At 64.6% G+C, this 19,483-nt stretch carries 16 protein-coding genes; 1 reads left to right on the top strand and 15 read right to left on the bottom strand.

The window, feature by feature from the left end; translation table 11 throughout:
* Nucleotides 1-6: 6 nt before the first annotated feature.
* From gap to uvrB, 7 genes are all read right to left on the bottom strand, one after another.
* Nucleotides 7-1,014, bottom strand: a complete 1,008-nt coding sequence (gene gap, locus MQH31_RS07395) for a type I glyceraldehyde-3-phosphate dehydrogenase (protein WP_134448694.1) — start codon at nucleotides 1,012-1,014, stop codon at nucleotides 7-9.
* Between the two features lie 94 nt (nucleotides 1,015-1,108).
* On the bottom strand, nucleotides 1,109-1,735 hold the full coding sequence (locus MQH31_RS07390) for a superoxide dismutase (RefSeq protein WP_134531904.1): 627 nt from the start codon (nucleotides 1,733-1,735) through the stop codon (nucleotides 1,109-1,111).
* 101 nt (nucleotides 1,736-1,836) lie between these two features.
* Nucleotides 1,837-2,817 carry a DNA-binding protein WhiA gene (whiA, locus tag MQH31_RS07385; protein ID WP_134532938.1) on the bottom strand — a complete coding sequence of 327 codons (981 nt, stop codon included), beginning with the start codon at nucleotides 2,815-2,817 and terminating at the stop codon, nucleotides 1,837-1,839.
* Between the two features lie 93 nt (nucleotides 2,818-2,910).
* Nucleotides 2,911-3,783 (bottom strand): RNase adapter RapZ, encoded by an 873-nt coding sequence (rapZ, locus tag MQH31_RS07380; RefSeq protein ID WP_134531905.1) that lies wholly within the window; start codon nucleotides 3,781-3,783, stop codon nucleotides 2,911-2,913.
* A 63-nt stretch (nucleotides 3,784-3,846) separates the two neighbouring features.
* A complete protein-coding gene (uvrC, locus tag MQH31_RS07375) occupies nucleotides 3,847-5,748 on the bottom strand; it encodes an excinuclease ABC subunit UvrC (RefSeq protein ID WP_243011479.1) in 1,902 nt (633 codons plus the stop codon).
* Nucleotides 5,749-5,842: 94 nt separating this feature from the next.
* Nucleotides 5,843-8,710, bottom strand: coding sequence for an excinuclease ABC subunit UvrA (gene uvrA / locus MQH31_RS07370; protein ID WP_243011478.1), 2,868 nt, complete (start codon nucleotides 8,708-8,710; stop codon nucleotides 5,843-5,845).
* 114 nt (nucleotides 8,711-8,824) lie between these two features.
* Nucleotides 8,825-10,885, bottom strand: coding sequence for an excinuclease ABC subunit UvrB (uvrB, locus tag MQH31_RS07365; protein WP_134531908.1), 2,061 nt, complete (start codon nucleotides 10,883-10,885; stop codon nucleotides 8,825-8,827).
* A gap of 502 nt (nucleotides 10,886-11,387) precedes the next feature.
* On the opposite strand from uvrB, the gene MQH31_RS07360 reads away from it, so the two are divergent.
* Nucleotides 11,388-12,113 carry a hypothetical protein gene (locus MQH31_RS07360; protein ID WP_243011477.1) on the top strand — a complete coding sequence of 242 codons (726 nt, stop codon included), beginning with the start codon at nucleotides 11,388-11,390 and terminating at the stop codon, nucleotides 12,111-12,113.
* 3 nt (nucleotides 12,114-12,116) lie between these two features.
* Here MQH31_RS07360 and MQH31_RS07355 read toward each other — a convergent pair whose 3' ends face one another.
* The 8 genes from MQH31_RS07355 to rpsA form a co-directional block, all read right to left on the bottom strand.
* Entirely contained in the window at nucleotides 12,117-12,827 is a 711-nt protein-coding gene (locus MQH31_RS07355; RefSeq protein WP_243011476.1) for a hypothetical protein, read from the bottom strand.
* Nucleotides 12,824-13,819: a vWA domain-containing protein gene (locus MQH31_RS07350; protein WP_243011475.1), complete on the bottom strand. Its 996-nt coding sequence runs from the start codon at nucleotides 13,817-13,819 to the stop codon at nucleotides 12,824-12,826. Before MQH31_RS07350 ends, MQH31_RS07355 begins: the two co-directional genes overlap by 4 nt.
* Nucleotides 13,816-14,820 (bottom strand): VWA domain-containing protein, encoded by a 1,005-nt coding sequence (locus tag MQH31_RS07345; RefSeq protein ID WP_243011474.1) that lies wholly within the window; start codon nucleotides 14,818-14,820, stop codon nucleotides 13,816-13,818. The genes MQH31_RS07350 and MQH31_RS07345 overlap by 4 nt, the downstream gene beginning before the upstream one ends.
* Nucleotides 14,811-15,260, bottom strand: a complete 450-nt coding sequence (locus MQH31_RS07340; RefSeq protein WP_243011473.1) for a hypothetical protein — start codon at nucleotides 15,258-15,260, stop codon at nucleotides 14,811-14,813. The genes MQH31_RS07345 and MQH31_RS07340 overlap by 10 nt, the downstream gene beginning before the upstream one ends.
* Nucleotides 15,253-16,035, bottom strand: coding sequence for a DUF58 domain-containing protein (locus MQH31_RS07335; RefSeq protein ID WP_243011472.1), 783 nt, complete (start codon nucleotides 16,033-16,035; stop codon nucleotides 15,253-15,255). Before MQH31_RS07335 ends, MQH31_RS07340 begins: the two co-directional genes overlap by 8 nt.
* Before the next feature lie 115 nt (nucleotides 16,036-16,150).
* Nucleotides 16,151-17,164, bottom strand: coding sequence for an AAA family ATPase (locus MQH31_RS07330; RefSeq protein ID WP_243011471.1), 1,014 nt, complete (start codon nucleotides 17,162-17,164; stop codon nucleotides 16,151-16,153).
* Nucleotides 17,165-17,286: 122 nt separating this feature from the next.
* Entirely contained in the window at nucleotides 17,287-17,886 is a 600-nt protein-coding gene (gene coaE / locus MQH31_RS07325; protein WP_243011470.1) for a dephospho-CoA kinase, read from the bottom strand.
* A 91-nt stretch (nucleotides 17,887-17,977) separates the two neighbouring features.
* Entirely contained in the window at nucleotides 17,978-19,435 is a 1,458-nt protein-coding gene (gene rpsA, locus MQH31_RS07320; protein WP_134448701.1) for a 30S ribosomal protein S1, read from the bottom strand.
* Nucleotides 19,436-19,483 lie beyond the last annotated feature (48 nt).

The raw sequence follows: 19,483 nt of genomic DNA, 5'->3' as shown, positions 1-19,483 counted from the left end.
CCCCGGTTACAGGCTCTTGGCGACGAGCGCGGTGAGGTCAACCATACGGTTGGAGTAGCCCCACTCGTTGTCGTACCAGGAGGACAGCTTGACCTGGTCGCCGATGACGCGCAGCAGGCCGGCATCGAAGATGGAGGAGTGCGGGTCCGTGACGATGTCGCTGGAGACGATTTCGTCCTCCGTGTACATCAGGATGCCCTTGAGGGGACCGGACTCTGCAGCAGCCTTGTACGCAGCCTTGATCGCTTCGATCGTGACGGGGCGCTCAGCGATGACGGTGAGGTCGGTGATGGAACCGGTGGGGACCGGTACGCGAAGTGCGAAGCCGTCAAGCTTGCCCTTGAGCTCCGGGAGGACGATGCCGAGGGCCTTGGCCGCTCCGGTGGAGGTCGGGATGATGTTGATCGCGGCGGCACGGGCACGACGGAGGTCGGAGTGCGGGCCATCCTGCAGGTTCTGGTCTGCGGTGTACGCGTGGATGGTCGTCATCAGACCGGACTTGATGCCGAAGTTGTCGTTGAAGACCTTCGCGAGGGGCGCGAGGCAGTTCGTGGTGCACGACGCGTTGGAGATGATGTCGAACTTGGCCGGGTCGTAGTCCTGCTCGTTGACGCCCATGACGATCGTGGCGGCGTCGCCTGAGGCGGGAGCGGAGACGATGACCTTCTTGGCACCGGCGGTGATGTGCTTGCGCGCATCCTCTGCCTTGGTGAAACGACCGGTGGACTCGATGACGATGTCGACTCCGAGGGCGCCCCAGGGGAGGTTGGCCGGGTCGCGCTCGGCGAGAACCTTAATCGGCTTGCCGTTGACGAGGATGGAGTCGCCCTCGACGGAAACGGTGGCGTTCAGGCGTCCGGTGATGGAGTCATATTTAAGAAGGTGGGCCAGCGTCTTCGTGTCGGTCAGGTCGTTGACGGCGACGATCTCGATGTCGCTGCCCTGCGCCAGGGCGGCGCGAAGATAATTGCGGCCAATGCGGCCAAAGCCATTAATACCGATCTTTACAGACACGAATGTCTCCTAATCTTGTGCGCCGAAGCGCGGTTTCTTATGGGTGATCTAGCCGGGTGGACGGGCCCCTCGCGGGGCCCGTCCTGGTGCTGCACTATGAGAGCAGCAGGAGCCCGTTGGTCTTTTCGCGAGCGATCGTGAAGCGCTCCTGGACATTCGCCCAGTTGACGATGTTCCAGAACGCCTTCACGTAGTCCGCACGCACGTTGCGGTAGTCGAGGTAGTACGCGTGCTCCCAGACGTCGAGCATCAGCACGGGAATGGTCCCTGCGGCGAAGTTCGCCTGCTGGTCGAAGAACTGCTGGATGATCAGGCGCTGGCCGATGGAGTCCCAGGCGAGTACCGCCCAGCCCGAGCCCTGCACACCGAGTGCTGCTGCGGTGAAGTGCGCCTGGAACTTGTCGAACGAGCCGAAGAAGTCCTCGATCGCACTGGCAAGCTCACCGGTGGGCTTGTCGCCGCCGTCCGGGGAGAGGTTGGTCCAGAAGATGGAGTGGTTGACGTGGCCGCCGAGGTTGAAGGCGAGGTCCTTCTCGAGCTTGTTGACGTTGGCGAGCTGGCCGGAGTCGCGAGCTTCTGCCAACTGGGCGAGGGCGGTGTTCGCCCCGGTCACATAGGCCTGGTGGTGCTTACTGTGGTGAAGCTCCATGATGGTACCGCTGATACTGGGCGCGAGCGCCGAGTAGTCATAGGCGAGAGCGGGCAAGGTGTATTCAGCCATGTATATCTCCTCTGTCGAGTTGGCGCGAAATGCTCCGCCACCGTTGTGTGGGCGACGTTTCAAGTCTACTCAGGTCAGCATGCCCCGCTGACGAGGGTGACTCAGACATCGTCGAGGTCTGCGGGAAGATTCGCATCGGTCCCGGGAATGCCGAGGTCCACGGCCTTCTTGTCCGCCATGGCGAGCAACCGGCGGATCCGTCCCGCGACGGCGTCCTTCGTCATAGGCGGGTCGGCGTGGTGACCGAGTTCGTCGAGGCTCGAATCGCGGAAGGACAGCCGGAGCTCGCCCGCGTAGCGCAGGTGCTCAGGGATGTCCGTTCCGAGGATCTCCATCGCCCGTTGGACGCGGGCGCACGCCGCAACGGCGGCCTGGGCACTCCGGCGCAGGTTCGCGTCGTCGAAGTTGACGAGCCGGTTGGCGGTGGCACGCACCTCGCGGCGCTGCCGGAGCGCTTCCCAGTTGAGTACGGTCTCCGCAGCGCCCATGTGCACGAGCATGACGCCGATCGCATCGCCGTCGCGGATCACGACCCGATGCACCCCGCGAACCTCGCGTGCCTTGGCGACGACGCCGAGCCGGCCGGCCGTGCCGACGAGAGCCATCGCGGCCTCGTTTCCCGGGCAGGTCACTTCGAGGGCCGCCGAGCGGCCAGGGTCGGTCAGGGAGCCGTTCGCGAGGAACGCGCCACGCCAGACGGCGGCGATCTCCTCCTTGGACCCCGTGGTCAGACGGTTGGGCAGACCACGGATCGGACGACGCCGTGCGTCGAGCAGCCCGGTCTGCCTGGCCAGGGTCTCTCCCCCGTCGAGCACGCGCACGAGAAAGTGGCTCGTGCGGCGCAGCCCGGAGGCCGAGATCACGGAGACTTCACTGCGGACGCCGTAGAGTTCGGCGAGGTCCTTGCGCACCCGGCGGGCGAGCAGTGCGGTATCGAGTTCCGATTCGATCGCGATCCGGCTGTTGATCATGTGCAGGCCGCCGGAGAACCGCAGGATCGTCGCGAGCTCCGCCGCCCGCACCGTGGTCTTCGACACGTCAACCCGTGCAAGTTCATCTTTGACGTCGGCCGTGAGTGCCAATCGTTTGTCCATTCTTTCGTACTGGCCCCAAATGGGCCGGTTTGTGGTCTGTGTGGCCCGGCGCAGCTCGCTGGGCGGCGCACCGGGCGGGTCTTACTCCCGGCCGAGGTCGCGATTCTTGAGGCTGATCGCGACACCGGGGAGATCGCCGATCCGCCGGGCGATTTCGCGAGCCATCGCGACGGAGCGATGTTTTCCGCCCGTGCAGCCGATGGCGATGGTGGCGTGGCGTTTGTTCTCGCGCTGATAGCCGGCCAGCACCGGCGCGAGGGCCAGGGAGTAGTGCTCGATGAACTCCAGGGCGCCCTGCTGGGCGAGCACGTAGTCCCGCACCTCGGGGTCCTGTCCGGTGTGCGCCCGGAGTTCGGGCACCCAGAACGGATTCGGCAGGAAGCGGACATCGGCGACCATGTCGACGTCGGTGGGGAGACCGTACTTGAAACCGAAGCTCATGACCGTGACGTGCACGCCTGCGGCATCCTCGGCGGCGAAGCGTTCGCTGATCGTCGTCGCGAGCTGGTGGATATTGAGGTCCGACGTGTCGATGACCATGTCGCACGATTCACGGACGGCGCGCAGTCGGGTGCGTTCGGCGTCGATGCCGTCGAGGATGGTGCCGTCTCCCTGGAGCGGGTGCGGGCGGCGCACGGACTCGAAGCGCCGCACGAGCACGTCGTCCCTCGCCTCGAGAAAGATCACCCGCAGCTGGGAGCTGTTCCGGAGGGACTGCACGATCTCCTGGAAGTCAGCGAAGAAGTCACGGCCACGGATGTCCACGACGGCGGCGATCTTGGGAAGACTCGTCCCTGCCTTGCCCGCGAGTTCGACGAGCGGGCGCAGCATTTGCGGCGGAAGGTTGTCGACGACGTACCAGCCGAGGTCTTCGAGAGCATTGGCCACCGTCGAACGCCCGGCCCCGGACATTCCCGTGACGATAAGCATTTCCTGCTTGTCGTTCTCCGTCATCCTGGGGGTGCGCCTTCTGTCGGTGGTGGGCCTGTCAGTCCAGCCTACCGACCGAGATCGGTTTCAGGCGCGAAAGTGCTGGTGGATCGTCGCCGCGAGACCGGGTCCGATGCCGCGGACCTCCGCGATTGCCTCTATGGGGGCCTCTTTGAGCCGCGAGACGGATCCGAAATGCTGCAGCAGCACTTTGACCCGTGCCGGGCCGAGTCCGGCGATCTCGCCGAGGACCGTCGCGATGTCGCGTTTGCGGCGGGCTCGCTGGTGGGTGATTGCGAAGCGGTGTGCCTCGTCGCGGATCCGCTGGATGAGGAAGAGGGCGTCGCTGTTGCGCGGCAGGATGACGGGATAGTCCGAGTCCGGCAGCCAGATCTCCTCGAGCCGTTTTGCGATGCCGCAGAGCTGGATGCCGGTGACCCCGGATTCGCGGAGCGCCCTGGCGGCCGCGGCGACCTGGGGCTGGCCACCGTCGACGATCAGGAGGTTCGGCTGGTACCGGAACTTCTTCCGCTTGGCCTGGCCCTCTGCGGGCTCGCTCGGCGGGTCCAGGGAGGGCTCCGTGCCGGCATCCGCTGCCGGGCCGTCCTCCGGCACGAGGTAGGCGAGGCGCCGGCTCAGGGTGCGGTAGATCGAGTCGGTGTCGTCCGTGGACTCCGGGATGCTGAAGCGCCGGTACTCGTCGGTGCGCGGCAATCCGTCTTCGAAGACGACCATCGACGCGACGATGTTCGTGCCGCTCAGGTGCGAGACGTCGTAACACTCCATCCGCAGCGGCGCCGACTCCATGCCGAGCGCCTCCTGGATGTCTTCGAGCGCCTTGGAGCGTGCGACGAAGTCGGAGCTGCGGCGGGTCTTGTAGAGCATCAGGGCCTGCCGGGCGTTCTGCGTCGCCGTTGCGAGCAGCGCGGCCTTCTCGCCGCGCTGGGCGGCCACGAGGTGCACCTTGCGCCCGGCGATGCCGCCGAGCCATTCCTCGAGCGCTGCGGAATCGTCAGGGAGCAACGGGACGACGATCTCCCTCGGGGGCAGGGCATCCCCCGAGTATGCGGTCTGCAACAGGGAATCGATGAGCTCGCCGGTGGTCAGGTCGAGTTCCTTGTCGACGACCCAGCCGCGGACACCCCTGATCCGGCCGCCGCGCACGATGAACAGCTGCACCGCCGCCGCGAGCTCGTCCTCCTCGACGGCGAACAGGTCGATGTCGACGTTGTCGCGCAGCACGACCGCGCTCTTCTCGAGCACGTTCGTGAGCGCCTTGACCTGGTCGCGCCGTTTGGCCGCGAGCTCGTACTGCTGGCTGAGCGCGGCGGCCTTCATCTCGTTGGTCAGCCGGTTGATCATGGTGCGGTCCTGGCTCGCCATGAAACTCACGAACTCGTCGACGATGACCCGATGTTCCTCGATGGACACCTTCTGCGAGCACGGGCCGAAGCAGCGGCCGATCTGGCCGGCGAAGCACGGCTTTCCCGATTGCATCGCACGTTTGTAGTTGGCGTTGTTGCAGGTGCGGATCGGGAAGGCCTTGAGCATCAGGTCGATGGTCTCGTGCACTGCCCACACCTTGGGGTACGGGCCGAAATAGCGGGCGCCGCGGATGCCGGTGGTGCGGGTGACGAGAGCGCGCGGCGCCTCGTCTGCGAGCGTCACGGCGAGGTAGGGGTAGGACTTGTCGTCCTTGAACTGCACGTTGAACGGCGGGTCGAACTCGTTGATCCAGGTCCACTCGAGCTGAAGGGCCTCGACCTCGGTGCCGACAGTGGTCCACTCGACGGATGCCGCGGTCGTGACCATGCGCCGGGTGCGCTCGTGCAGGCTGCTGAGCGGCGCGAAATAGTTGCTGAGGCGCGCGCGCAGGTTCTTGGCCTTGCCGACGTACAGCACCCGCCCTGTCTCGTCGCGAAAGCGGTACACGCCAGGAACGGTGGGGATCTCCCCCGCCTTGGGTCGATAGCTCAACGCGTCCGACATGAACTCTCCTGGTACTTCCCCGTGTCACTTCCCCGTGCCGTGCAGAAACCTGCCTGACAGCCTCCGGCCGGACAGAATCCGGCCGAAGAGAATTTTACCGCCCCGCCAGGATCTCCTTGAGGAAGGTGCCCGTGTGGCTCTTCTTCACGGTCGCGATGTGCTCCGGCGTTCCGGTCGCGAGCACCTTGCCACCGCCGGACCCGCCCTCCGGCCCGAGGTCGATCACCCAGTCCGCGGACTTGATCACGTCGAGGTTGTGCTCGATCACGATCACGGTGTTGCCCTTGTCGACAAGACTGTTGAGCACGAGGAGGAGCTTGCGCACGTCCTCGAAGTGCAGCCCGGTCGTGGGTTCGTCGAGCACGTAGACGCTGCGGCCGTTCGAGCGCCGCTGGAGTTCGGTGGCGAGCTTGACGCGCTGCGCCTCGCCTCCGGAGAGGGTCGTCGCGCTCTGGCCGAGGCGCACATACCCGAGTCCGACCTCGACGAGGGTCTTCAGGAAGCGGTGGATCGCGGAGATCGGTTCGAAGAACTCGGCGGCCTCGCTGATCGGCATGTCGAGGACTTCGGCGATGTTCTTGCCCTTGTAGTGCACCGTGAGGGTGTCGCGGTTGTACCGCGCGCCCCCGCAGACCTCGCACGCGACGTACACGTCCGGCAGGAAGTTCATCTCGATCTTGATCGTGCCGTCTCCGGAGCACGCCTCGCAGCGGCCTCCCTTGACGTTGAAGCTGAACCGGCCGGGGAGGTAGCCGCGCGCCTTCGCCTCGATCGTCTCCGAGAACAGGGTACGGATCTTGTCGAACACGCCCGTGTACGTCGCCGGGTTGGAGCGCGGGGTGCGCCCGATCGGGGCCTGGTCGACGTGGATGACCTTGTCGAGCTGGTCGAGGCCGGTGACCCTGGTGTGCTTGCCGGGGAGCTTGCGGGCGCCGTTCAGCCGGTTGGCGAGCACCCGGTAGAGGATGTCGTTGACGAGGGAGGACTTGCCGGACCCGCTCACCCCGGTGACGGCGGTGAAGGTGCCGAGCGGGAAGGTGACGGAGACCTTCTTGAGGTTGTTCGCCTCCGCGCCGATCACGCTGATCTGGCGGTCCGGATCGATCGGACGGCGGGTCTCGGGGGTCTCGATCGACTTGCGGCCGGCGAGGTAGTCTCCCGTGAGCGACTCGCGGTTCTCCAGCAGGCTCGCGTAGGAGCCGGAGTGCACGACGTGGCCGCCGTTGACGCCGGCGCCCGGGCCGATGTCGACGATCCAGTCGGCCATCTTGATGGTGTCCTCGTCGTGTTCGACGACGATGAGGGTGTTGCCGAGGTCGCGCAGCGCGACGAGGGTCTCGATCAGGCGGCGATTGTCGCGCTGGTGCAGGCCGATGCTCGGTTCGTCGAGCACGTAGAGCACCCCGGTCAGTCCCGACCCGATCTGGGTGGCCAGGCGGATGCGCTGGGCCTCTCCGCCGGACAGGCTCGCGGCGGCACGCGCGAGGTTCAGGTAGTTGAGCCCGACCCGGATGAGGAAGTCCAGGCGCGCCTTGATCTCGCGGAGGACCTGGGCGGCGATCATGGCCTCGCGGTCGGTCAGTTCGAGCAGATCCATGAAGGACCGGGCGTCGGAGAGGCTCAGGTTGCAGACATCCGCGATGCTCGAGCCGTGGATCAGCACGGCGAGGACCTCGGGCTTGAGCCGGGTTCCCGAGCAGACCGGGCAGTCGATCTCGCGGAGGTACTCGCCCCAGCGGGCACGCTGGGTGTCGGACTCCGCCTGCAGGTACTGGCGTTCGATGTAGGGCACGACGCCTTCGAAGCCGGAGGTGTAGCTCATCTCGCGGCCGTAGCGGTTCTTCCACTTCACCTTGACCTCGAAGTTGTCCCCGCGGAGAACGGCGTTCTGGACGTCGAGACTGAGGTCGCCCCAGGGGGTGTCGAGGGAGAAGTCGAGGTCGTGGGCGAGGCCGTCGAGCAGCTTCTCGTAGTACTGGAAGAGGCCCTTGCCCTGGGTGGTCCAGGGCAGGACGACACCCTCCGCGATGCTCAGCTCAGGGTCACCGAGGAGGAGATCCTGGTCGACGGACATGCTGGTGCCGAGGCCGGAGCACTCGGGGCAAGCGCCGAACGGCGCGTTGAACGAGAAGGTGCGCGGCTCGATCTCGGTGAGCTGAACGGGGTGGTTGTTCGGGCAGGAGAGCTTCTCGGAGTAGCTCTGCCACGCCGCGTCGCCCTCCCCGTCGACGTAGTTGATCTGGACGATGCCGTCGGTGAGCTTGAGGGCGGTCTCGAGGGAGTCGGTCAGGCGGCTGAGGAGCTCCGGCGCCGCGACGAGGCGGTCGACGACCACGGAGATGTCGTGCTTGATCTGCTTCTTGAGCGTCGGCGGTTCGCTGAGCTGGATCTGGGTGCCGTCGACCATGGCACGGGAGTATCCCCCGGCGGCGAGCTCCTTGAACAGGTCGACGAACTCGCCCTTCTTCTGGGAGACGACCGGGCTGAGGATCTGGTACCGGGTGCCCTGGGGAAGCTCCATCAGCTGGTCGGCGATCTGCTGCACGGTCTGGGCCTGGATGACCTCGCCGCAGACCGCGCAGTGCGGCACCCCGATGCGAGCCCAGAGCAGGCGCATGTAGTCGTAGACCTCGGTGATGGTGCCGACCGTGGACCGCGGGTTGCGGTTGGTGGACTTCTGGTCGATCGACACCGCGGGGCTGAGCCCCTCGATGAAGTCGACGTCCGGCCGGTCGACCTGGCCGAGGAACTGGCGCGCGTACGCCGAGAGCGACTCGACGTAGCGGCGCTGGCCTTCGGCGAAGATGGTGTCGAACGCGAGCGAGGACTTCCCCGAGCCGGACAGCCCCGTGAAGACGACCAGGGAATCCCGGGGGATCTCCAAATCGACGTTGTGCAGGTTGTGCACGCGCGCACCGCGGACACTGAGCTTGGACCCGGACGTTACCTTGGAAATTGACACCGTTCGAGTCTATTGAGTGCCACCGACACACTCGTGCCCCCGAGGCACGCCCTGAGCGAACACACGTTCGAATTCCGGAGCAGATGGGGTCGCGGGTGCACGAGATGTGCCCGGCTAGATGTGCCCGGCCTTCTCCATCTGGCGGAGTTCGCGCTTGAGCTCGGAGACCTCGTCCCGGAGCCTGGCCGCGAGTTCGAACTTGAGCTCACCGGCGGCCTCGAGCATCTGCCCGCTGAGGTCGGCGATGATCGATTCGAGGTCGTTGGCGCCGTTCGCGGCGATGCCGGTGCGGAGCGGGGTCGCCGCGACCTTACGCCGGGCGTCGCGCCCGGAGAGGAGCTCCGCGGTGTCCGCCTGCTCGCGCGCGAGGATGTCGGTGATGTCGGCGATCCGTTTGCGGAGCGGGGTGGGGTCGATGCCGTGCAGGGTGTTGTATGCCACCTGCTTCTCGCGGCGGCGGTCGGTCTCGTCGATCGCGCGTTCCATCGAGGCGGTCACCCGGTCGGCGTACATGTGCACCTCGCCCGAGACGTTCCGGGCGGCACGGCCGATGGTCTGGATGAGGGACGTCGCGGAGCGCAGGAACCCCTCCTTGTCCGCGTCGAGGATCGCGACGAGCGACACCTCCGGCAGGTCGAGCCCTTCCCGCAGGAGGTTGATTCCGACGAGGACGTCGTAGACACCCGCGCGGAGCTCGGTGAGGAGCTCGACCCGCCGCAGGGTGTCGACGTCGGAGTGCAGGTAGCGCACCCGCACGCCGGCCTCGGTGAGGAAGTCGGTCAGTTCCTCCGCCATTTTCTTGGTGAGGGTCGTGACGAGCACCCGCTCGTTGAGCTCGACGCGCTTGTGGATCTCTTCGAGGAGGTCGTCGATCTGCCCCTTGGAGGGCTTGACGATGATCTGCGGGTCGATGAGCCCGGTCGGGCGGATGATCTGTTCGACGATGCCGTCGGCGATGCCCATCTCGTATTTTCCGGGCGTTGCGGACAGGTAGACCGTCTGGCCGACCCGGTCCTTGAACTCGTTGAACTTGAGCGGGCGGTTGTCGAGCGCGCTCGGAAGCCGGAAGCCGTGCTCGACGAGGGTGCGCTTGCGCGAGGAGTCGCCCTCGTACATCGCCCCGATCTGGGGGACGGTGACGTGGGACTCGTCGATGACCATCAGGAAGTCATCGGGGAAGTAGTCGAGGAGACAGTGCGGGGCCTCCCCCGGCGACCGCTGGTCGATGTGCCGGGAATAGTTTTCAATGCCCGAGCAGAAGCCGATCTGCTCCATCATCTCGAGGTCGAAGGTCGTCCGCATCCGCAGCCGCTGAGCCTCGAGCAGTTTGCCCTCCCGTTCGAGCTGGCCGAGCCGTTCGGCGAGTTCTTCCTGGATGGTGACGATGGCCCGTTGCATGGTCTCGGTGCTCGCGACGTAGTGCGAGCCGGGGAAGACGGACACGGATTCGAGCTTGCGGACGATGTCGCCGGTGAGCGGGTGCAGGCTGTACAGCGCCTCGATCTCGTCGCCGAACATCTCGATCCGGATCGCGAGTTCCTCGTACATGGGGATGATCTCGATCGTGTCCCCGCGCACCCGGAAGTGACCCCGGGAGAAGTCGACGTCGTTGCGCTGGTACTGCATCGCCACGAACTTCCGGATCAGCCAGTCGCGGTCGACCTTCTGCCCGATCTGGAGCGCGATCATCGCCTCCATGTAGCCTTCCGGCGTGCCGAGTCCGTAGATGCAGGACACCGTGGAGACGACGACGACATCGCGCCGACTCAGGAGGGAGTTCGTGGTGGAGTGCCTGAGCCGCTCGACCTCGGCGTTGATCGAGGAGTCCTTCTCGATGAAGGTGTCCGTCTGCGGGACGTAGGCCTCCGGCTGGTAGTAGTCGTAGTAGGAGACGAAGTACTCGATGGCGTTGTTCGGCATCAGCTCGCGGAACTCGTTCACGAGTTGCGCGGCGAGGGTCTTGTTGTGCGCGAGCACCAGTGTCGGGCGCTGCACCTGTTCGATCAGCCAGGCGGTCGTCGCCGACTTGCCGGTTCCGGTGGCGCCCAGGAGGACGATGTCGGTTTCGCCGGCGTTGATGCGCTCGGCGAGTTCTTTGATCGCGGTCGGCTGGTCGCCGCTCGGCGTGTATTCGCTCACGACCTCAAAGGGATGTACGGATCGCGTGGGTTCCATCCCTCCAGTCTAGATTCGACCACCGACACTCTCGGTGCCGGGGCAAACCGGCCTCACCTGCGGAACAACAGTGCTTTACTGAAGCGTGAACGACGACACGATTCTCCTGCCACCCGTTGAGCGCGACGACCCTCCCGAGACGGAGGGACGTAAGGGGCGACGCGGGGGGACGCGGACACCCCGTTCCGGTGTGCAGGCATCCCAAACGGCACCAGGAACCGCCTCTCAGATCACTCCTCCTGGCCGCAGGACCGGCCGCCGTATCCGTCGTGTCTTACTCGCACTCTGCCTGATCGTCGCCTTTGCGGTCGTCTGGATCGGCGTCCGCGGTGGCCTTGCCGTCGCGGCCTCCGCAGACGGAGCCGGAGCCGCGACGCGCCTTGCGACGTCACTTACCAACCACGATGCCGCCGGAGCCCGGACTGAAGCGATTCAGGTACAGCACAAAGCGGCCGAAGTCGTCGACCTGACCGGGGACCCTGTCTGGAGAGCCGTTGAGTTTGTGCCGTGGCTTGGAGGCAACCTGACGACGCTCCGAGAGGGTGTCGTCGCCCTCAACACCGTCGCGACCGACGGGATCGGGCCGCTCATGGACCTCTCGGCGGCGGTGGACCTGGGTGCGTTCCGCCAGGCCAGCCGAGCGGAACGCCTCGCCGCACTCACCCGAGCAATCGCACCCCTGCAGAACGTCAACACGGTCCTGGCGTCAGCGTCGAACGGGATCACCGAGGTCGACACTGAAGGAAATATCGGCCCCGTCTCTGACGGCTTCACCCTGGTCCGGGATTCCCTCGATCGCTTCGCGCGGGCCTCCTCGGGTCTGAGTGGGATCGCGGTCATGGTCCCTTCCCTGAACGGGGCGGAGCCGAGCGGTCCCTGGACCGTGGTCATAACAAGCACGCGCGAGGGTGGCAGAACCGAAACCGTGGCCTACTTGCATGCCACGACGACAGGCGGCCGTTTCGCTGTGACGGATGTCACGGACGGGACAACGGGAGCGGCCCCGGACGCTGCGGCGCCGCAGACGATCACGGTAGACGTTGCGACCCTGCAGTTGTTGACCCAGTTGCAGGGATCGGTCACCGTTACGGGCGTCGGCCCGATTGCGGCCGACCAGGTCGACGACTTTGCCATGACCGGCGCGTACGCACAGGCCCCTAACCCTGCGGACGCTCAAAAGTCGATCGGCGCATTCGCATCCATCGTGGTAACACGCTTGCTCAATTAGGCGTCACCACGGTTTGCTGACCGAGTTTTCGGCTGGAGTCCCCTGCGACTGACCGTCACTGTATTGGCGAGCCTGCCCCCGGTCCATTAGTGAGGAGACGTCCGAAAGCTCTGTCGAGCTCGCAGCATCCTGCGGTGCCGGGCCGGTTGATTCGCCCTGACCGTCCGTGCCATCGCCTGACGAGGCCGCCGAAGCCGCGACAGCGGCGGCCGCAGCAGCAGCCTGACTTCCCTCTGCGCCGACTCGTCCGTTGACCTCAGCGAGCGGCCCGGTACGACAGGCGATCGGCGCTGCTGCGACGACGGCCTGTGCCTCGGTCAGATCAGTCGCCGCCCCCACGGAATCGGACGCGGCCGTTGCATTGGCACCGAGTGCCTCAATCACGAGGGTGAGGTTGAGCCGAATGACGCATTCGTCCGCTGCATTCGTCTTCTCGAGGGCCGTTGACAGCTCGCTCCGGGCTCCACTGAGGTCGCCTTGAGCAGCGAGGGCCGTGCCGAGATTGAACGGTGCACGATGCGCTTCGATGAGATTCACCGGTTGCAGAAGACCGGAGTATGTCTCGGTGCCTGCAAAATCGCCCAGGGTCCACGAGGTGCCAGCGAGTCCAGCAAAGATGAACATGGTCGCGAGCTTCACCCACACGAGCACGAAGAGCACTGTCGCGACGACTCGAAATGTCAGGGTGATTGGTCGTATGTTCTGCTCTGTCATGATCGAAATCTCCCGGGTCCGCTGACCATAAGCGCACTGATCAGGACACCGCATTCGACCGCGAGCAGGCCCACGAGTCCGATGGACGGAATCCAGTAGAACTCGGTGAATCCGGTTCGGGACAGCTCCCCATCGCCTGACACTGTCGTTCCATGAATCTCACCGGCCTCGATGTCCGCGCCGTTGTCCCTGATGTCGAGCGGCACGCCGAGACCGGTAGCGATGGTGCCCAGATTCGCCGGATCGATTCGGGAAAGGGCGGCTACTCCGGTGCCTTGATCGACGATGTAGGCCCCGGGATTCCCATCCGCAGTTCGACCCGCGTTGGCGATCATCTGACCGCCTGTCGCAGTGCCGTACCCGAAGACTGATCCCCCACCCAGGTATTGGGCCGAATCCGCGAACGACTCTGGCGTCGTCGGGGCGGTCTGTTCACCGTCTCCGAAATAGTACGCGGCCCGTGCCCGGTCGGGTGTCGCCGCGTTAGCAGATCGAAGTTGGTCCCGAAGCAGCTCGGCGGCGATTCCGATGCTGGACCCCTTCGCGTATCCCGAGACCTCGGTCTGAAGGATCCCGATCGCGGTCATAAGCGATGCGGTGTCCGATGTCAGGGGCACGCTGATCGCTGCTCCTCGACTGAACGTGATGAGCTCGAATCGAGCCCCCGCCAATTGTCCGACGAGAGCGGCGACATCCGTCTGGATCTGACTGAGTCGCGTAATTCCATCGGGCCCGTCCTCGGCAGCGCTGCTCGCCGTGGTGTCAACGATCAGGAACACATCGGTCTGAGGCGCGGGCAACGTCTGTGTGAGCGCAGGAACACCGGGACGCAGGAGCACACCGCACACGAGGATGACCATGAGACCTCGTGCGGACCAAGCCAGGACTCCGGGAAGATCACGTGCCCGGATGAGCCTGAAAGCGACCAGGCCCAGGGCACAGACCAGAACAGCGCCGAGATAGAGCGGATCGATCATAGGATGGAAGGTCACAATTTCACTCTCCAGATCAGCAGCAACAACAGGGCGGTTGCCGCCGTCAAGACCCAGATAGCTTGGTCCGGCTTGTCGAGACTCGTGCGAATCGGCGTCCCGGTGATGGCCGTGGCGGGATCCGCTGTGACGGTGTTCACGATGCGGTGAATTGCTTCGGTGGAGTCGGCGTCTGTGGTGGTGGGGAAATATCGACCGCCCGTACTCTCGACCGCGCCCTGGAACGTCACGCTGGGTACCCCACCCACCCGGTGGTCGGGATTCAGCCCATACACCTTTATCCCGCGCGCACTCGCCGCGGTATCCGCCTCGTCAAGCGTGACGATGGAGCCGGAACCGGAGCGGTTATCGGTGGCGAGCACAATGGTCCGTGAACGTTCTACGCCTGGACGATCGAACTGGAGAACACAGCCGGCGACTCCATCACCGACGCGGGAGGATCCGCCGTCGACGCTCGTACCGGAACGGTATGAGTACCCTGTCGCAGAATGGCTCAGTCCGACCATCACTTCCGCGATCTGGGCCCGCACGAATTCGTAGTCCGTGGTGAGGGGGAAGACCTGAAGCGGCGAGCCGTCAAAGAGCACCAGTCCGATGCGCTCGCCGGAAAAGTCATGGGCAAGGTCGGCGAAATTTGCCAGAAGGGCGGCATCGAAACTCTGCATCGACCCGGATACGTCGAGGCAGAGAACAATGTCCCTGTTCTTAATCTCTGGCGTCTCCGTGGTCGTGTCCATGACTCTGGAGGCAGTGATGACACCGGCACTGAGCGCCACCATCGCAATGACAATCGCACCGACCAGAAGAGTCCGGTAGGCAATGAGCGCCCGCCGGAAACGGGGTTGCACACGAATCACCGAGAGATTGGCGACCGGAATGCCTCGGTGAGGCTCTCTTCGACGAGCACGATCCCGCAGGATGGAGACGGCAACGACAAGGAGTGCAGCCGCGCCGGCAGAACCGAAGAGGAGAGGCGGGAGCCAGGGCCAGGTCAGCTCCATGCGGTCACCACTTCACGAGCGAGACCGACGGAATCGGCAACGGTGCCGGTCGGCGCGGCGCTGAACGCGCCGACGTACAGGGAACGGATCAGTTCGATGAGCGCGGGGTCTGTACCCCATTGCTCGATCTCAGCGAGGGTCATAGCCTCTACCGGCTGCCCGGTTCGCTCACTCACGAAGTTACGAACGGTACTGCTGATGAGTGTATGCGCCTCCCGGGCCGTCACGATCCCTGCAGCATGATCCTTCCCGATGCACGCGATCACGCGGAGACAGCGGGACCGCATAAGGTCGAGGGCCTTGGGCCGGTTCGCTCGCCGCGACAGCATTTCGCGTATTCGAGGAGCAGCGAACAGTGCAAGCGGCACAACGGTCATCGCCCCCAACAGCCACGCCCAGATGGCGCTATAACCGAGCGGTCCGGCGAGCTGGTCAACCACGTGCGTAGCCTCGTCTACTGAACATCGCGATGAGTTCGGGAAGTACCTCCGCCAGGCTGTGGATTGTCGCGTTGGACACCCCTGCCCGCTCGAGCACGTCCGTTCGAGCCACCGATTCTCGTTCTCGTGATGCGCTTGCTTCGGCGCTGACGCCGTGCGCCGATAACAGGAATGCCGGCAGTGAGCGACGCGTACTGACGTCGTACGCGATCGGGCTCCTGAATTTCCTGCCGACCTCGAGTCGGGTATCGCCGACACTCAACCACAGAATCTCATGCCGGGCTCGAAGGGAACGGACAAGCGAGATCGTCCTCTCATCGAGAGGGGCCTCATCGGTCACACAAATCAGGATCATCCGGCGGTGGATGGTACGGGCGGCATGCTCCAGCAGCGCACCCACGTCTCCACGAGGTGCGATCGGCCCCGGAGTCTCGCCGATTGCACGCAGGATTCGCTCGAGGTGAGCGTCCGAACGACCGGGTTCAATACGTCGGGGTGCACGCGCATCGCCGTAGAGCAGGCCGACGTCGTCGCCGTGTTTGGTCGCAAGGTAGGCCATGGTGCCGACCAGATCGACGACGATCTGCGTCTTCGGTTCGAGGCGTCGCGTCACCGCTGACATCGATCGGCCCGTATCGACGAGAAAGGTAACTATCTGCTTCCGTTCCGAACGGTAGCGTCGGACCAGCGTCGCAGAGCTCCGTGCTGTGGCGTTCCAGTCGATGTCACGGACGTCGTCCCCAGGCGCATACTCCCGCAGGTCGTCGAAATCCATGCCGCGTCCACGAGCCTGGGACCGGTATTGTCCATCAAGCTGGTGGAATGCATGACGACGGGACCGGATGAAGAGCCGGGATTTGATCTTGCGGAGGAGGGAAGGCACGGGGCCGTTACGGCGTCTTGACGGAATCGAAAACGGAATCGATGATCATCTCCGGAGAGATCGCATCGGCATCCGCTTCGTACCCCAGCAGAACGCGATGGCGGAGGATCGCGTGCCGAAGGTGCTTGACGTCCTCGGGGATGACATGACGCCGCCCGGACAACAAGGCAAGTGCCCGTGCGGCTTGAACGAAAGCGATACTGGCCCGGGGACTTGCGCCGTACTCGATGTACCGACCGAGTTCCGCACCGATGTACTCGTTGGGTTTGCGAGTGACGTGGGAAATCGTGACTATGTACCGTCGAATCGAATCATCGAGATAGACCTGTCTCGTCACGTTCTGCAGGAAGAGAACATCGTCGATGCTCGCGACCGGCAGCGTATGGCGAGACGTGTCAAGCAGGCCCCGATCAAGTCGCGCCAGAATCTCGTATTCCTCGGCCGGCGTCGGATAGTCGACGACGTCTTTGAGGAGGAATCTGTCCAGTTGGGCTTCGGGAAGCTGATACGTGCCCTCCTGCTCAATAGGATTCTGGGTTGCCATGACGACGAACGGTTGCGGCAACGGGAATACCCGCCCGCCGATCGTCGTCTGACGTTCCTGCATGGCCTCGAGCATGGCCGACTGGGTCTTCGCGCTCGAACGGTTGATCTCGTCAAGCAGAACGAAATTTGCATGCACTGGCCCGAGTTCAATTTCAAAGGCACCAGTTCTTGCGTCAAAAATCCGGGTTCCAGTGATATCGCTCGGTAAGAGGTCCGGTGTGCATTGGATGCGTTTGAAGACTCCCCCGACTGATTCGGCGAGAGTCTGAGCAGCAGTTGTCTTAGCCAGCCCCGGGGCGCTTTCGAGAAGAATATGTCCGCTCGTGAGGAGCGCGATCATCAGGTTCTCGCGCAAGCGTTCCTGGCCGACGACCCTTTCCGAATACGTCGAGATGATGCCGGCGATGATAGATCCGGCCCTCGCAGCATCGGCATCGCTGATCTTCTGGACGTGCTCGATGACAGTATTCGGCATAGCGTTCCCCCGGTGAAACAGTGTTCCGGGAGTCCTATCGACTACCGCCCTCGTTGGAGTTTACTCGCGATGTGGAAGAGGGAAACGCACGATACAGCCACTCACCGGCGAATTCAACGAGGCTAACTCGCTTCCACGCGTTCCCAGAGGTCGTCGACCTGTCGCAGGGTGTGCTCGAGGGTGCCGTCGGTATCGATCACGATGTCGGCGATCGCACTCCGTTCGGCATCATCTGCCTGGGAGCGAATGCGCAGTGCCGCGGCCTCGTTGCTCATCCCGCGCAGGTCGATCATCCGTCGAATCCGGGTCTCCGGGGCCGCCTGGGTGACGACGACGAGATCGAAGGGGTGGTCGACGGCGGCCTCGACGAGCAACGGGACGTCGTACACGACGACCGCGTCGGGATCCGCGAGCTCCGCGGCGCGGATTCGTTCGTTGGAAAGGACCCGCACGGCAGGATGCACGATGGCGTTGAGCCGGGCCAGGGCGGCCGGGTTTCCGAAGACGATCGCGCCGAGGGCGGCCCTGTCGAGTCCGCCGTCGGCGCCGACCAGCGCCGAGCCGAACACGCGAGCGATGTCGGTCAGGGTGGGAGCGCCCGGTTCCACGACTTCCCTCGCGAGGAGATCCGCGTCGATGACGACGGCGCCGTGGTCCGCGAGGGCGCTCGCGACGGTGCTCTTGCCGGATGCGATCCCGCCGGTCAGTCCAATGAGGTACACCCCGGCAATGCTACCGATGCGGCCAGGGCGCAAAAAACCGGCCGGGCCCCGAAGGGTCCGGCCGGTTCTGGTGTTGCGGTGGAGCTGCGTGCTAGTTGTTGCTGCTGAGCTTCTCGCGCAGTGCGGCGAGTGCCTCGTCGTCAGCAAGCGTTCCGGCTCCGGCCGTCTCGCTCGAGAACGAGTTGCCCGCTGCGGAGGGAACGTCGCCGACGGCGATGATCTCGTCGTTCGCGGATGCAACCTGCTTCTTGTGGGCTTCCCAGCGAGCCTGGGCTGCAGCGTAGTCCTGCTCCCACTTCTCGCGCTGGTTTTCGAAGCCTTCGCGCCACTCGTTGGTCTCCGGGTCGAAGCCCTCGGGGTACTTGTAGTTGCCCTGATCGTCGTACTCGGTGAGCATTCCGTAGAGCGCCGGGTCGAACTCGGTGCCCTCGGGGTCGACACCCTCGTTGGCCTGCTTGAGGCTCAGCGAGATGCGGCGACGCTCGAGGTCGATGTCGATGACCTTGACGAAGACCTCGTCACCGACCGAAACAACCTGCTCGGCGAGCTCGACGTGCTTGCCGGAGAGCTCGGAGATGTGGACCAGGCCCTCGATGCCCTCTGCAACGCGAACGAACGCGCCGAAGGGGACGAGCTTGGTGACCTTGCCCGGTGCAACCTGGCCGATGGCGTGGGTGCGGGCGAAGACCTGCCACGGGTCTTCCTGGGTGGCCTTGAGCGACAGCGACACGCGCTCGCGCTCGAGGTCGACCTCGAGGATCTCGACGGTGACTTCCTGACCAACCTCGACGACCTCGCTGGCGTGCTCGATGTGCTTCCAGCTGAGTTCGGAGACGTGAACCAGGCCGTCAACGCCACCAAGGTCGACGAACGCACCGAAGTTGACGATCGAGGAGACGACGCCCTTGCGGACCTGTCCCTTCTGGAGGTTGTTGAGGAAGGTGGTGCGGCTCTCGGACTGCGTCTGCTCGAGCAGGGCACGACGGGACAGCACAACGTTGTTGCGGTTCTTGTCGAGCTCGAGGATCTTCGCTTCGATCTCCTGGCCCAGGTACGGGGTCAGGTCGCGAACGCGGCGAAGCTCGATGAGCGAGGCCGGCAGGAAGCCACGGAGGCCGATGTCGACGATGAGCCCGCCCTTGACGACCTCGATGACCGAACCGGTGACAACGCCATCGGATTCCTTGATCTTCTCGACGTCGCCCCACGCACGTTCGTACTGGGCGCGCTTCTTCGAGAGGATGAGGCGGCCTTCTTTGTCTTCCTTCTGAAGGACAAGGGCCTCGACCAGGTCGCCGACCTTGACAACCTCGGAAGGGTCAACGTCGTGCTTGATGGAAAGTTCGCGGGAGGGAATGACGCCCTCGGTCTTGTAACCCACGTCGAGGAGAACCTCGTCGCGGTCGATCTTCACTACGGTGCCCTCGATGAGGTCTCCGTCGTTGAAGAATTTCAGAGTCTTTTCGACCGCGGCAAGAAAATCTTCAGCAGATCCAATGTCGTTGATGGCGACCTGCTTAGGTGCCCTATCGGTCGTTGCGATTGTCATGTAGTAGTTGCTCCAGGATGGACATAAGTCGGGCCATACGCGACACGG

The organism is Cryobacterium zhongshanensis (genome assembly GCF_022760445.1).
GTDB lineage: Bacteria > Actinomycetota > Actinomycetes > Actinomycetales > Microbacteriaceae > Cryobacterium > Cryobacterium algoricola.
This window is presented reverse-complemented; position numbering and strand designations above follow the sequence as displayed.